The following is a 15,098-nucleotide window of genomic DNA, read 5'->3' on the forward strand; positions in this document are numbered from 1 at the left end:
AAGCCGGGAAATTTAGCAACACTGAATATTCTCCAACGGTGAGTTCGCCATGCCCATGCGGCGGTGCCAGGCGTGGAAATCTTCATAGACAACCGGCAATAACTCCAGCGTGTAAAAGCTCGCTGGGTTGGGGATGCCGAGTGCTTCTGACATGACCAGCATCATGAACAGGTCATCTTCTTGCTGCTGGGCTTTGGCAAAGGCAGCGCGATAAGGCGCGGAGTAATACTCTTGCAGCTCCGCGCCAAAGCGAGCCAGGGTGTCTTTTAATGACATGACTTAGACATTACTGTCGGCCGATTCGGGCGCGGGCGCATCAACATCATCATCAGACCAGACTAGTGGTTTGGTGTTTTTCATCCGGCCGATGGCCAGGAAGACCTCGACGATGATCCACACCGCGGCCAGGACAATGATGACGTCCATGACAAAGAGCAGCCAATTGCCTTCCTGGAAGAAGGAGACAAGCTGGATGAGTGCCGCCCACAGACTCATCACAGTCAGGAAAATGAGCGGGATGAGAATCGGCCAGGTTGGTCGGCGCAGGTGCATGAGAATCAGCAGCAGGATGGATAGAGACAGACCGGCCATGAGCTGGTTAGTCGTGCCGAAGAGCGGCCAGATGGTCATACCGCCCGAGCCGTCAGTGCCTTGGGAGAAAGTCAGTCCGAAGGCAACCAGCACGGCGATACAGGTAGCCAAGAAGGTATTGATTTTCACGCCGGCAACGTCACCGAATTCCTGGACCACGATTCGCTGCAGACGCACACCAGAGTCCATGGTGGTCGCGGCAAAGAGCACGGCCATGGTTGCCAAAATAGTGGCTGATAGTGAGGTGGAAATGCCCAAGCCCTCATTGAGCAGGTTGCCGCCGCCTTCGACGAAAGCTTCAACGCCGCCCGCATTGAATTCGGAGTAGATATTCTCCCAGTCGGCGACGGTGCGGAAACCAGCGGTGGTCGCAATAATCGTGCCCAGTGCCAGAAGGCCTTCACCAACAGCACCGAAGTAGCCTACGAAGCGCGCATCGGTTTCTTTATCCAGCTGCTTAGAAGAGGTACCGGAGGCAACCATGCCGTGGAAACCGGAAATCGCGCCACACGCAATGGTCACAAACAGCAGTGGGAACATGCCCGGGGTGCCTTCGGGGACATCGGCGCGAATGGCCGGGGCTAGGATGTCTGGGCGGGTGAAGATGAAGGATGCGTACAAAATGCCGAGTCCGATAAACAGTTGCAGCCCGTTGATGTAATCTCGTGGCTGCAGCAGGACCCAGACCGGCAGCAGGGAAGCACAGAAGGCGTAGATGAACAGGATGATGATCCAGACACCGTTAGCCGGAATGCCCAAGACGGTTTCCGGCAGGGCGATTGGGTACATATCGCCCAAAATCATCAGTGAGTAAAGCGCAACCACGCCCACGATGGATACCAGCGGCAGGTTCCAATTAAAGCGGTAAATAGCCTGACCAATGAGAAGCGCTACGACAATAGCACCCCAGGTTGGGATAACCGCAGACGGCGTGGAAATCAGAAGGTTAGAAATCACCACGCCGAAGGCCGTATTAACCATGAGCAGCAGCAGGAAGATGACCACCAAAAACAGCATGCGGCCGCGCTTGCCGATGTATCGTCCCGACAACATACCAATCGACTGCCCGCGGTGGCGTTGTGATGCCCACAAAACGCCGAGGTCATGCATGCCGGCGGCAAAGACCGTGCCGATGGTGACCCATAAGAAGGCTGGGAACCAGCCCCAAATTACCGCGACGGCTGGACCAATAATTGGCGCGGCACCGGCGACAGACGTGAAGTGGTGTCCCCACAACACATACTTATTGGTGGGTACAAAGTCCACGCCATCTTCCATGGTGTGGGCTGGGGTTTTATACTTAGGGGACAGTTGGTAGATCTTCTTACCCAAGAATTTGGAATAAAGAAGATAGCCACAAATCATCATGGCTACACCAATTAGTGCTAGAAGTAGAGAGTTCATTATCGTGCTCCGAAAACTGGTCGACGGGAGGGCCACCACATCAATACTTGCCGCATAGATGTGATGTGAATCAAGGTTTGCTGTGAATTAAGCGTAGACCATGAAATCGGAGTTCACTAGGGTTATTGAAAATTAATGAACCTTCCAGACCGGCCGGGGGAATGGCCGTGGGGGCGCAGGATATAGAAGTCCCCGGTAGATCCTTGAAATGGATTCTTACCGGGGTACTGTCTCGGGGCTAGTTTTAGCTAATTCTGCGAACCTCGCCGAGTGTGTTTAAGCGTCCTGGATGCCGATATTGCCATCGGTGCGCCATACGGTCACAACAGCTGGGCGTGGGGTGGAGTCGCCGCCGTCAGGCCAGTTGGAGGTTGGGTTGTCGAAGGTGGCGTCATCGGTTTCGCCTGGGTGCTGCACGTTGACCATGACGCGTTCATCGGTGACGATTGGGCCGCAGGTCTCACCGCCAGCAGGAACGGTGAGGAAGCACTTGAGCTCACCACGGTTTTCGCCCTCGGTGGTCACTGCGTACAGGCCGTCGTTGGAGCCCAGAGCGTTGCCATCGGTGGAGATCCACATCAGCTCATTATTATCGAATGCCAAGTTATCTGGGCAAGAGATAGGGGAGACCTTTTCCTTATCAAAGCCGCCGAAGTAGGTGGAAGCTTCCGCTGGGTCACCACAAACCAGGAACAGGTTCCAAGTGAACTTTTCGCCGGCGTGGTCATCTTCAATCTCCATGACCAGACCGTTCTTGTTTTCCTTCACTGGTGCCCACTCCATTGGATCTTCCTTGTTGCTATCCGCGTCTTCGCCGGTAGCGCCACGGTAGGAGTTATTGGTCAACGCAACATAAACCTTGGAGGTGGAAGGGTGAACTTCCATGTCTTCTGGACGGTCCATCTTGGTTGCACCGACAGCGTCTGCCGCTTCGCGGGTGAAGATGGCAACCTCTTCAGCGGTGAAACCGTCAACGTGAGACTCGTACTCGCCCTCGTTGGCGGTCAGCAGTGGCTCCCACTTGCCGGTGCCGTCGAAAGCGCCATCTTCTGGCAAAACGCCGGAGCCATCGATTTCATCCTCAGGAGAGTTACCTTCCATGACAGCGACATACAGGGTGCCATTGTCCAGGATGGTCATGTTGTGCTCGAGGTCGCCTTCAACCATCTGCTTGGAAGAGACGAACTTATAGATGTACTCAAAGCGGGAGTCATCACCGGAGTAGCACACAACGGTGCCGTCGTCGGCGATGTGGATGTTGCCAGCTTCGTGCTTGAAGCGGCCATTGGCGGAGTGCTTGATAGGGGTGGATTCTGGATCGAAAGGATCGAACTCCACGATGTAGCCGAAGCGATTGACTTCATTTGGAACCTTGGAGACATCGAAGCGGTCGTCGTAGTTTTCCCACTTGCGGTCCGAAGCTTCATCGCTGAAACCGAAGCGCTCGAGAGAAGCTTGGGTGCGCTCATCATCGCTGGATGCATTGGCGAAGTACTGGTCAAAGTTTTCTTCACCAGACAAGATGGTGCCCCATGGGGTCACACCACCAGCGCAGTTATTCAAGGTGCCCAGAACGTCTTCACCAGTTGGGTCAGCGTCGGTCTTGGTGTAATCAGAACCTGCGGCAGGACCAACCAACTTGAATGGGGTGGTCGCGGTGATGCGGCGGTTGAGAGGACCGAATTCGCGTTTCAGGTCACCGGTGCCATCAACCTTGGATACCTCCAAGACGGTTAGGCCGTGGCCAGCCCAGCCAATCTTCACGTGCTCTTCAGTAGGATCTTCTGGATCATAATCCGGGAACATCTGTGGCTCGGTGGTGTATTCGTGGGAGCACACGTACACCATGCGGGAGTCATCTTCCGGGTGGTCCAGCAGGCCAGCGAAGTCATTGTTGAACCCGAACTGCTTCTCAGCATCTTCTGCAGTCTGGTTCTCAACATCGAATTCTGGAGCGCCTTCGATGACTGGGTCGCCCCATGCAATCAGAATGGACTGCTCATAGCCTTCAGGGATAACAACAGCATCCTCGGTATTTGGTTCAACCGGGGTAAATTGCATGCCTTTATTGGAGACGTGCTCAACGGTTGCCTCGGAGGAGGAGCCCTCGGAGGATGGCGCTGCATTCGCGGAGGTGGCCGCTGCATCATTCTCGCTTGGTGCAGCACATGCAGCCAAAGCAGCGCCGCCTCCAACGGTGACAACGGTCAGACCACCAGCGCGCAGCGCGGTACGGCGGGAGAACTGGTCCGCGAAGTAAGGGTTATTCGACGTGTTCTCACATGCGCCGAAACAGGCATTACCGCACTTGTAGGTGCAGGTCAGCGAAGAGCGAGAGGAAGAGAATAGGGAACTGAGGAGGTTGCGTCCTTTGAGATCCACGAGATGTGCTCCAGTCATAAGTTGGTTCAAGAAAATATCTAGTCTGGGGTGACACATCTAAATTAGGTAGTTCAGTTTACCTAACTGATAATTTCAGATGACAAGTAGATGAATTGAAAAACATTGCCGAATTAATCAAATATGGGGCCTGCTGTCACTATTGGAAACGCCTGCTCGAGCTGTATTTAACGCCTACCTATATGATCGACTAACCTTGTGTGCGTGAGCCAGCAGAAGAATAGTAATCAGACACCAGACGTTCCAGAGCAGCTGCGGATTCGCCGCGAAAAGCGCGCCCGCCTGCTAGAAAACGGCACGGAGGCCTACCCGGTTTCCGTCAAGCGCACCATCGCGTTGCGTGATTTGCGCCAGCAATTCCAGGTCTTGGCTGAGGATGAGACCGCCGGCACCGAGGAAGGCGTGACCTACCTGGAGGTTGGTCAAGAAACTGACACGGTGGTCTCTATTGCTGGCCGTCTAATCTTCATGCGCAATACCGGCAAGCTGTGTTTTGCCACCTTGCAGGATGGTGACGGCACCCAGGTGCAAGCCATGCTGTCTCTCGCGGAGGTTGGCGAGGAAGCGTTGGCTGCGTGGAAGGCTGATGTTGACCTCGGTGACTTCATTTCTGTGACTGGCCGCGTGATTTCTTCTCGCCGCGGCGAGCTTTCTGTCATGGCTACTGAGTGGCAGATGGCCGCGAAGTCCCTGCGCCCGATGCCAGTGGCTTTCGCTGATATGGCAGAAGATACCCGCGTGCGTCAGCGCTACAATGACCTAATTATGCGTGAAGAGGCACGTAAGAATGCCATGACTCGCATTCAGGTCATTCGCGCGCTGCGTCATCACCTCGAGGATGAGGGCTTCAATGAGATTGAAACCCCGATGCTGCAGACCTTGCATGGTGGTGCAGCGGCACGTCCATTCGTGACGCATTCCAACGCGCTGGATATTGACCTCTACCTGCGCATCGCGCCGGAGCTTTTCCTTAAGAGGGCTGTCGTCGGCGGCATCGACAAGGTCTTTGAGATTAACCGCAACTTCCGCAACGAGGGCATCGATAAGTCGCACTCCCCGGAATTTGCCATGCTGGAGATTTATGATGCCTGGAGCGACTACAACGGCATCGCTAAAACCATCAAGGATTCCATCCAGGGCGTAGCCAAGGCTGTGTTCGGTTCGCACGTTGTTACGCTTGCCGATGGTACCGAGTATGACCTCGGCGGCGAGACCTGGCCGGAAATTGAGATGTACCCATCGCTGAATGAGGCTTTGGCAAAGAAGTTCCCAGGCCAGCCGGAAGTCACCATTGATTCCACTGTTGAGGAGCTTCAAGCGCTTGCCGATGTCATCGGGCTCGACGTTCCTAAAAATGGCGGCTGGGGCCACGGCAAGCTGGTGGAAGAAATCTGGGAGCTGCTGTGCGAAGATCAGCTGGAAGGCCCAATCTTTGTCAAGCACTTCCCAGTTGAAACTTCCCCGCTGACCCGTTCCCACCGCTCCGAGTCAGGCGTAACCGAGAAGTGGGACCTGTACGTTCGCGGATTCGAGTTGGCCACCGGCTACTCGGAGTTGGTGGACCCAGTGATCCAGCGTGAGCGTTTTGAGGACCAGGCGCGCCTGGCGGCCGCTGGTGATGATGAGGCCATGGTGTTGGATGAAGAATTTCTTTCAGCAATGGAGCAGGGCATGCCACCAACAGGTGGTGCCGGAATGGGCATTGATCGCCTGCTCATGGCGTTAACCGGTCTGGGTATTCGTGAGACTGTACTTTTCCCAATTGTGAAACCTGAATCACAGAACTAGCGCTTAAACCTTTAAGCGACTAGCCTAGCGTGTTGACATGTCAACGACTGAAAGGAATATGTCATGAAGGTCGGAATTATTATTGGTTCTATCCGCGAAGGCCGCTCGGGCGAGGGCGTTGCTCAGTGGCTCAATGATTTGGCTCAGGGGCGCGACACCGGCGTTGAGTACGAGCTGGTTGACCTGAAGAAGTTCAACGTTCCACTTTTGGAGAGCCCAGTTGTTCCAGGTGCTGCCAATAAGCAGTACGACAATGAGCAGGTCCAGGAATGGTCCAATGCCATTGATTCTTATGACGGTTTCATTTTTGTGACCCCAGAGTACAACCACTCTGTTCCAGGTGCTTTCAAGAACGCATTCGATGCCCTCGGTTCCGAGTGGTTCGGCAAGGCCGTCGCTTTCGTTGGCTATGGTGCATCCAGCGGCGTCCGTGCAATTGAAGCATGGCGCTTGGTTGTTGCAAACTTCCAGATGCTGCAGGTCCGTGCTGCACTGGAATTCAACCTGTTTACCGAATTCAATGAGAATGGCTTCGCGCCAGCTGACCGCAAGGCAGAAGAAGCAGCGAACCTATTTACCGATCTTGAGGCAATGCTGAAGAAGGTCAACGCTTAGTAGTTGCACGTGTAATCGCGAAAATCGCGGACATTAGTCGTCTATAACTGTGCCCGCGATTACTTTTTTCTTAGCAACAAAAGGAGCTCACTTATTGTAATTTCTAGCGCATGTAGTTGGTGACAACCCACATGCGGCCGTCGGCGCTATAGGCAACGCCCACGCCAATTTGGTTGAAGTTCGGGTCCGCCTGGTTCTGGCGGTGTGATGGCGAGTTGTGCCATGCCTGCACAACTTCCTGTGTGGAAGCGCCACGCCAGTTCTGGTGGACGTTCTCGCCGCCCTCACGCCAGCCGGCTGGGTACTGCGCCAAGTAGTTCGGGTTGTGCGCCGGCACTCCAGTCTTGGCCATGTGGTCCGCCCAACCCTGCGCGATGGACGTCAGCTGCGGATTGGATGCCACTGGGGCAACTCCCTGGCGCGCGCGGTACTCATTAATAGCGAGGTAAACAGAGGTGCTGTTCACCCCAGCTGCGCTGCTGGCCGGAGTGGCTACCTTATTGACGCCTGCAGTTGCGGTCGCGGTAGCGTTCTGTGAGGAACCAGCGAATTGGGCATTAATTGACTCAACTGCATCCTGTACACCACCGGTGAGGCTGCCGAAGGTAGCCGTGATGATGGCGAGGACGCCAGTGATCTGAGTTTGAATTGCGTTCATCGGATGTTCTCCACTTAAACCTTGTGAATCTTCTTCTGGCACCGACACCAGATCGAAGCGGGTTTGTTATTTAAACGATATATATGGGCCTGTGGAGAAACTTTAGGAGTGAAATTTTCACCATGCGAGCAGCAGGGGTAGACAAGGGGTACACCACTGTGACCTGTGGTTTCGAATGTTGCATATGTGAAAAATGGGGTTTAAATTCATCCGCTAAATCACGTCAAAATCCAGTCGCTTAAATATAACGATGTCGTAAACAATTAAGGATTTCGACCGCAGTCTGCCCGATTTATTACCGCCCCTTCTTCCGGCTTATAGTCATTGAGTACTAAATTTGCGTGGAAAGAAGGGTGCTGGGCACAATGGCCGGTCAGTGGGGTGAGCAACCTGAGAAATTGTTGCGCCACTATGACCGCACCGCACAATCTGCAGCCCACCAGGTCATCAAGCGCTATTCCAGCAGCTTCTTTCTCGCCTCGGGACTGTTGCGCGGGCATGTGCGCACAGATATCCGTAGCTTATATGCGGTTGTGCGGATTGCCGATGAGATCGTCGACGGCGCCGGCCATGCCGCGGGCCTCAGCACTGACGAGTGCCGCGTGTTGCTCAATGATTATGAGCACCAAGTTCTTCAAGCCTCGCACCGCCGTATCAATAGTGACCTCATTTTGCATGCATATGGCATCAGCGCGCGCCGCTGCGGTTTCAAAGACGCCCACATTAGGGCTTTCTTTAACTCCATGCGCCGCGATCTCGATAATCGTGAGCAGCTGAGCCAGCAGGAACTTAATTCCTATATATATGGCTCCGCTGAAGTTATCGGCTTGCTGTGCCTACAGTCCTTCCTGGTTAATTTTCCCGTTACGGAGCAGCAGCGCGAGAAAATGGAAGCTGGTGCACGCAGGCTGGGTGCCGCTTTCCAGAAGATCAACTTCCTGCGTGATCTTGCCAGTGACATGGAGTTCTTAGGAAGGCAGTACTTTCCGGAGCTAGAAAGCAATGAGCTTAATGACGGCATCAAGGCCGAGTTGGTGGCTGATATCCGCCAAGACCTGGATTTTGCACGGGACAGTGTTGCGCTCTTGCCTGCCGATGCCCGCCTCGGCGTCGCAGCCGCCCTCGAGCTCTTTAGCGAACTCACTACCGAGATTGACCGCATTAGCGCAACCGAGCTCCTGCGCCGCCGAGTAAGCCTATCTCCAGCTCATAAAGCGCTAGTCATGACCCGCGTCCCGCGCACCTGGTTGAAAAAGAAGTAGAAATTTGACGATGTCTTCCAAGAATCAACAATCCTACGTAGGTCAACAGGCCGTGGTCATTGGCGCGGGCGTGGCAGGTCTAGCCACCGCAACACTGCTTGCACGCGAAGGACTGCGGGTCACGGTCGTGGATAAACTCGATGTGGTCGGTGGTCGAGCAGCGAACTACCTCTCCCCAGATGCACCGGGATTTCGTTGGGATTCTGGCCCCAGCTGGTACCTCATGCCCGAGGCCTTCGATCACTTCTATGAACTCTGTGGCACGAGCACTGAAGAACAACTAGAGCTGCGGACCCTCGAGCCCGCCTACCGCGTGATTTCCGAACCCACTGGAGATACGCCCCAAGCCATCGACGTGAGCCCCGCGAGCATCATTGACACCTTTGACTCAATCGAGCCCGGTTCTGGGCAGAAGCTGCAGCGCTACCTGGAGAAGTCTTCGCTGGTCTATGGCGTCGCCATCCAAAAATTCCTCTATACCAACTTCGCGCGCCCACACAACCTGATCACCAGGGATGTGCTTCCACACGTCGGATTGCTGGCGGTGCTGCTTTCGCGCAGCTTGCAGTCTTATGTCCGCCAAGTGGCCAAGGACTATCGTCTGCGCCAAATTCTGAGCTACCCAGCGGTGTTCCTCTCCACCGAGCCGAAGAAAGCACCAGCGCTCTATTCACTGATGAGCCACACGGATCTCATCCAAGGACCGCGCTATCCCCGCGGCGGATTCGCAGCAGTGGTGGAGTCTTTCTACCGTTTGGCCCTCGACAATGACGTGACTTTCCAATTGGGGACGGAAGTCACTGAGATTCTGACCTACGGCAAGAAGCGCCAGCGGGTGCGCGGCGTGCGCACTAAATCTGGTGAGATCCTCAATGCAGACATCGTGGTATCCGCAGCTGACCTCAAGCACACTGAAACCCAGCTTTTGCCACCGGAGCTGCAGACCTACCCAGCAAAGTATTTCGAGACCCGCGACCCGGGATTGAGCTCAATTCTCATCTATGCCGGTGTCAAAGGCGCGCTGCCGGAGCTTGCGCACCACACATTGATGTTCAGCAAAGACTGGGACCCGGATTTCCGCGCCGTTTTCGGAAATGACACCGCATTGGATAAGTCCTGGTCGCAGTCGATTTATATCTCCAAGACCTCGGCAACAGACACTGATGTCGCTCCCGAAGGCCACGAGAATCTCTTCGTGCTGATTCCTGCTGCCGCCCGTCCTGATATGGGCCACGGTAGCGCATATGGCGAAGAAGAGGACCCACGGGTCGCACAGATTGCCTACCGCGCTATCGAGCAAATTGGTGCTTGGGCCGGAATTGAGAACCTCAGCCAGCGCATCACCACCATGAAGACGGTCGGTCCTGCTGATTTCGCCCAGCGCTACCACGCCTGGGATGGCGGAGCGATAGGGCCTGCTCACACATTGTGGCAATCAGCGTTCTTCCGCGGCAAAAATGTCTCATCAAAGGTGGATAACCTTTTCTACGCGGGAGCCACCACCGTACCGGGAGTCGGCGTTCCACTGTGTCTGATCTCTGCGGAAAATATCATCAAGCGGCTGCGCCAAGATCACTCTTCAGGTCCACTACCTGCACTTTAATATCGCACACTTTAAGTATTAAGTGTTTTCAGTTACAACGCTTTCTTTGAACTACCGCTGCCCACAAAAACTCATTAGCCTGTGGGTACTCCTTCAGTGTGGTTCAAGAAAAAGTAATCTTGCCGCGCTAGGGTCTTTTTGTCTTTAGGCACCTTGTGACGTGCCCTATAGCCATCCCACGGCTTAATTAATGATTTATTGAGAAAGAACTTCCCATTGGCACAAAACTATTCTCCAGAGCAGATGCAAGATCCGCGCTCTGACAAGCTGTCTGCTGACGTCAAGTCGACGTTGGCTGTGCTCGTTGCAGCAGCAACCATCATGATTCTCAATGAGACATCATTGTCCGTTGCGCTGCCTTCCATCATGGTCGAGTATGACGTTCCGGCTACCACCGTCCAGTGGTTGCTCACAGGCTTCATGTTGACCATGGCCGTCGTGATTCCAGCGACCGGTTTCGTGATTGAACGCTTCACCACCCGCCAGGTATTCATCACCGCCTGTATCTTATTTACCGTCGGCACAATTATTGCTGCAATTGCGCCAGCATTCGTGATTCTGCTGGCCGGCCGCGTCATCCAGGCTGCCGGTACCGCACTGGTCATGCCATTGTTGATGACCGTGGCAATGACCCTGGTTCCACGCCAGCGCCGCGGTTCGGTGATGGGCATTATCTCCATCGTTATTTCTGTCGCACCAGCGCTCGGCCCAACAGTCGGCGGCGCCATCGTTAACTCTTTGACCTGGCACTGGGTCTTTTGGCTGATGGTTCCTCTGATTCTGATTATCTTGCCTGCCGGCTGGTTCAAGCTGAAGAACGTCGGCGAAAACCGCAATGTCCCACTGGATATGCTCTCCTTCTTGCTATCCGCCATCGCATTCGGTGGTCTCATCTACGGTCTGTCGTCCATCGAACCCATCCTCGAAGGCGAGGGCACCGCTCCGCTTATCGTCTCCGCCGTTGGCGTCATCTCCCTGGCGCTGTTCGTATGGCGCCAAATCAAGCTGGGCAAAGAAAACCGCGCATTCTTGGACCTGCGTCCATTCACCATCCGCAACTTCACTCTCGCGGTCTCCGTGATCCTCGTGTCTTTCGGTGCCATGCTCGGTTTCGCGACCGTTCTGCCGATTTACCTGCAGACCTCTCTTGGCGCGACCGCGCTGGTCACTGGCATGGTCGTCATGCCTGGTGGTGTACTGCAGGCAATCATGTCGCCATTCGTCGGCCGCCTCTTCGACAAATACGGCCCATTCCCACTCGCCGTTCCTGGTGTTGTGCTGATGCTCGCCGGTGTTGGTTCCATGATCACGCTGAATGAAAACTCCGCCGTGTGGATGGTCGTGGCCATGCACGTCACCTTCGCCGTTGGTATGGCATTGATGATGACCCCAATGATGACCACGGCGCTAAGTTCCCTGCCGGATAACCTTTACAGCCACGGCTCCGCAGGCATGAACACCTTGCAGCAGCTGGCTGGCGCGACCGGTACCGCCATCCTCGTCGTATTCCTGACCCGCGGCACCAATACCGGGCTTGCCGATGGCATGTCCGAAGCTGCCGCCACCGCCCAAGGTGCAAGCGGCGCGTTCACCTTCGCTGCCATCTGCATGGTTATCGTCGTTTGCCTCGTGCCATTCGTGAAGCGCGTCAACAATGATCCGGAAATTGTTGAAGTCAGCGAACCACGCTAGGGCTTATAAAATCTAATCCCCAGCGGGCAACGGAAATGAAGCAAATGCTTTCCGATGCCCGCTTTTTATTGCCCTAAAAGTGGTTGTTCGCTACCGGCGTACACCCCTTTGAGCTGCAAAGATAGTGATTTTGGAAGAAATTGGAGCCAAGGGGAGAAATAGTCTGTCCTAAGTAGCGTTAGAGTGGGTATCAACTTAGCAACGAATATCAAGGGGTAAGACTCATGTTTGAGAGGTTCACGGACCGTGCTCGCCGCGTCATCGTATTGGCGCAGGAGGAAGCACGCATGCTTAACCACAATTACATTGGCACGGAGCACATTCTGCTCGGCCTCATCCAAGAGGGTGAAGGCGTTGCTGCCAAGGCGTTGGAGTCCATGGGAATTTCCCTGGAAGACGTCCGTGGTGAAGTAGAAGCAATTATTGGACATGGAACCCAGCCACACAATGGCCATATTCCATTTACTCCACGCGCCAAGAAGGTGCTTGAGCTGTCCCTGCGTGAGGGTCTGCAGATGGGTCATAAGTACATCGGTACTGAATTCCTACTGCTTGGCCTCATCCGTGAGGGCGAAGGCGTTGCAGCACAGGTTCTGACCAAGCTCGGTGCTGACCTGCCACGCGTGCGCCAGCAGGTTATCCAATTGCTGTCCGGTTATGAAGGTAATCAGGGCGAGAAGCCAGAATCCGGGGGCGCAGGACCAGTTGGTGCTGGCTCCGGTGCGCAGGCTGGACCTGGCCGTCAAGGCCCAGGCAACCAGGGCGAGCGTTCCAACTCGCTGGTATTAGACCAATTCGGCCGCAACCTGACCCAGGCTGCCAAGGACGGAAAGCTCGACCCAGTTGTGGGCCGCGAATCCGAAATTGAGCGCATCATGCAGGTCCTGTCACGCCGCACCAAGAATAACCCGGTTCTCATTGGTGAACCTGGTGTTGGTAAGACCGCTGTTGTTGAAGGTCTTGCATTAGACATTGTGAACGGCAAGGTTCCAGAGACCCTGAAGGATAAGCAGGTTTACTCTTTGGACCTGGGTTCTTTGGTCGCGGGTTCTCGTTACCGCGGTGACTTTGAGGAACGCCTGAAGAAGGTTCTTAAGGAAATTAACCAGCGCGGCGACATCATCTTGTTCATCGATGAGATTCACACCCTCGTTGGTGCCGGTGCAGCCGAGGGCGCTATCGATGCCGCTTCCTTGCTGAAGCCAAAGCTGGCTCGTGGTGAGCTGCAGACCATCGGTGCGACCACTCTGGATGAGTACCGCAAGCACATCGAAAAGGATGCTGCGCTGGAGCGTCGTTTCCAGCCGGTCAAGGTTGATGAGCCTTCCCTGGAAGACACCATCACCATCCTGCGTGGTCTGCGCGATAAGTACGAAGCACACCACCGTGTGTCCTACACCGATGAAGCCCTCAAGGCTGCGGCGTCCCTGTCGGATCGCTACATCAATGACCGCTACTTGCCAGATAAGGCTGTTGACCTGCTCGATGAGGCTGGTGCGCGCATGCGCATTAAGCGCATGACTGCTCCAAAGGGTATTCGTGATGTGGATGACCGCATCGCAGAAGTCCGCAAGGAGAAGGAAGCAGCCATTGATGCTCAGGACTTCGAGAAAGCAGCTGGCCTGCGCGATACCGAGCGTAAGCTGCACGAAGAGCGCACCACCAAGGAAAAGCAGTGGCGCTCCGGCGACCTCGAAGAAATCGCTGAGGTCAGCGAAGACCACATCGCAGAGGTGCTTGCACACTGGACTGGTATCCCTGTTCTGAAGCTGACGGAGAAGGAATCCTCCCGTCTGCTCAACATGGAAGAAGAGCTGCACAAGCGCATCATTGGCCAGAACGAGGCAGTCAAGGCTGTCTCCCGCGCCATCCGCCGTACCCGCGCAGGCCTGAAGGATCCACGCCGTCCATCCGGTTCCTTCATCTTCGCTGGTCCATCCGGTGTTGGTAAGACTGAGCTGTCCAAGGCTTTGGCTAACTTCCTATTCGGTTCTGATGATGACTTGATTCAGATCGACATGGGTGAGTTCCACGACCGCTTCACCGCGTCCCGTCTCTTCGGTGCTCCTCCGGGATACGTTGGCTACGAAGAGGGTGGCCAGCTGACCGAGAAGGTTCGCCGCAAGCCATTCTCCGTCGTGCTTTTCGATGAGATCGAGAAAGCCCACAAGGAGATTTACAACACCTTGCTGCAGGTACTCGAAGATGGCCGCTTGACCGATGGTCAGGGTCGAATCGTGGACTTCAAGAACACAGTTCTGATTTTCACCTCGAACTTGGGCACCCAGGACATCTCCAAGGCAGTCGGCCTGGGCTTCACCTCAGCCAATGAGACCGATTCGGATGCGCAATACGACCGCATGAAGAACAAGGTCAACGATGAGCTGAAGAAGCACTTCCGCCCAGAGTTCCTGAACCGTATTGATGAGATTGTGGTCTTCCACCAGCTCACCCGCGATGAGATTGTTCAAATGGTTGAGCTGCTCATCGGTCGCGTCGAGACTCAGCTGGCTGAGCGCGACATGGGTATCGAGCTGACCCAGAAGGCCAAGGATCTGCTGGCACAGCGCGGCTTCGACCCAGTGCTGGGTGCACGTCCACTGCGTCGTACCATCCAGCGCGAGATCGAGGACCAGCTGTCCGAGAAGATTCTCTACGGCGAAATCGGTGCCGGCGAGATCATCTCCGTCGATGTTGCTGACTGGGATGGTGAGTCCAAGGACAACTCCAAGGCCACCTTCACGTTCAGTCCTCGTCCGAAGCCATTGCCAGAAGGCACCTTCGATGAGCCTTTGGATGACACCGAGATTCATGAAAATGACGGCGAAAACTCCGACGGTGCCGACACCATCGTTCCGGACACCCTGCCAGAAGAGCCCATTTCTTCATCCAACGATGACGGAAATAACCCACCACCAGCTGGTGCAGGAGCTCCATCCGGCCAGTAGGCCGCTCGGCCTGTAGGTCATTCGCCTACAGTCGCGAGGCGTGCACGTCAGAAGGCTGACACCATTAAGTCGCCGTTCCAAGGACATCCCTGGAACGGCGACCTTTTAAATTGCTGGCTGAACTTTCACACCTGCGC

Annotated in this window: 10 protein-coding genes; 6 read left to right on the forward strand and 4 right to left on the reverse strand. The window is 55.2% G+C overall.

Annotation, left to right across the window (positions count from 1 at the left end):
* Positions 1–12: 12 nt before the first annotated feature.
* From ACG98I_RS05660 to ACG98I_RS05670, 3 genes are all read right to left on the reverse strand, one after another.
* Positions 13–276, reverse strand: coding sequence for a cory-CC-star protein (locus ACG98I_RS05660; RefSeq protein ID WP_394719007.1), 264 nt, complete (start codon positions 274–276; stop codon positions 13–15).
* A gap of 3 nt (positions 277–279) precedes the next feature.
* Positions 280–1,995 carry a carbon starvation protein A gene (locus tag ACG98I_RS05665; protein ID WP_394719005.1) on the reverse strand — a complete coding sequence of 572 codons (1,716 nt, stop codon included), beginning with the start codon at positions 1,993–1,995 and terminating at the stop codon, positions 280–282.
* A 276-nt stretch (positions 1,996–2,271) separates the two neighbouring features.
* Positions 2,272–4,377, reverse strand: coding sequence for a PhoX family protein (locus ACG98I_RS05670; RefSeq protein WP_394719270.1), 2,106 nt, complete (start codon positions 4,375–4,377; stop codon positions 2,272–2,274).
* 222 nt (positions 4,378–4,599) lie between these two features.
* Here ACG98I_RS05670 and lysS point away from each other — a divergent pair, with 222 nt between their 5' ends.
* Both lysS and ACG98I_RS05680 read left to right on the forward strand, forming a co-directional pair.
* A complete protein-coding gene (lysS, locus tag ACG98I_RS05675) occupies positions 4,600–6,183 on the forward strand; it encodes a lysine--tRNA ligase (RefSeq protein ID WP_394719003.1) in 1,584 nt (527 codons plus the stop codon).
* A gap of 63 nt (positions 6,184–6,246) precedes the next feature.
* Entirely contained in the window at positions 6,247–6,798 is a 552-nt protein-coding gene (locus tag ACG98I_RS05680) for an NADPH-dependent FMN reductase (RefSeq protein ID WP_394719002.1), read from the forward strand.
* Positions 6,799–6,901: 103 nt separating this feature from the next.
* Here the strand turns inward: ACG98I_RS05680 and ACG98I_RS05685 are convergent, their stop codons facing one another.
* Positions 6,902–7,456, reverse strand: coding sequence for a CAP domain-containing protein (locus tag ACG98I_RS05685; RefSeq protein ID WP_394719000.1), 555 nt, complete (start codon positions 7,454–7,456; stop codon positions 6,902–6,904).
* 365 nt (positions 7,457–7,821) lie between these two features.
* Here ACG98I_RS05685 and ACG98I_RS05690 point away from each other — a divergent pair, with 365 nt between their 5' ends.
* The 4 genes from ACG98I_RS05690 to ACG98I_RS05705 all read left to right on the forward strand — a co-directional run bounded on the left by ACG98I_RS05690 (position 7,822) and on the right by ACG98I_RS05705 (position 14,961).
* Complete coding sequence (locus ACG98I_RS05690; protein WP_394718998.1) at positions 7,822–8,718, forward strand: phytoene/squalene synthase family protein; 897 nt, start codon at positions 7,822–7,824, stop codon at positions 8,716–8,718.
* 10 nt (positions 8,719–8,728) lie between these two features.
* A complete protein-coding gene (gene crtI, locus ACG98I_RS05695) occupies positions 8,729–10,321 on the forward strand; it encodes a phytoene desaturase family protein (RefSeq protein WP_394718996.1) in 1,593 nt (530 codons plus the stop codon).
* Between the two features lie 243 nt (positions 10,322–10,564).
* Positions 10,565–12,013 (forward strand): MDR family MFS transporter, encoded by a 1,449-nt coding sequence (locus tag ACG98I_RS05700; RefSeq protein WP_394719268.1) that lies wholly within the window; start codon positions 10,565–10,567, stop codon positions 12,011–12,013.
* Between the two features lie 224 nt (positions 12,014–12,237).
* Positions 12,238–14,961, forward strand: a complete 2,724-nt coding sequence (locus ACG98I_RS05705; RefSeq protein WP_394718994.1) for an ATP-dependent Clp protease ATP-binding subunit — start codon at positions 12,238–12,240, stop codon at positions 14,959–14,961.
* Positions 14,962–15,098 lie beyond the last annotated feature (137 nt).

The sequence above is a fragment of the Corynebacterium sp. L4757 genome (genome assembly GCF_043673995.1).
Lineage (GTDB): Bacteria > Actinomycetota > Actinomycetes > Mycobacteriales > Mycobacteriaceae > Corynebacterium.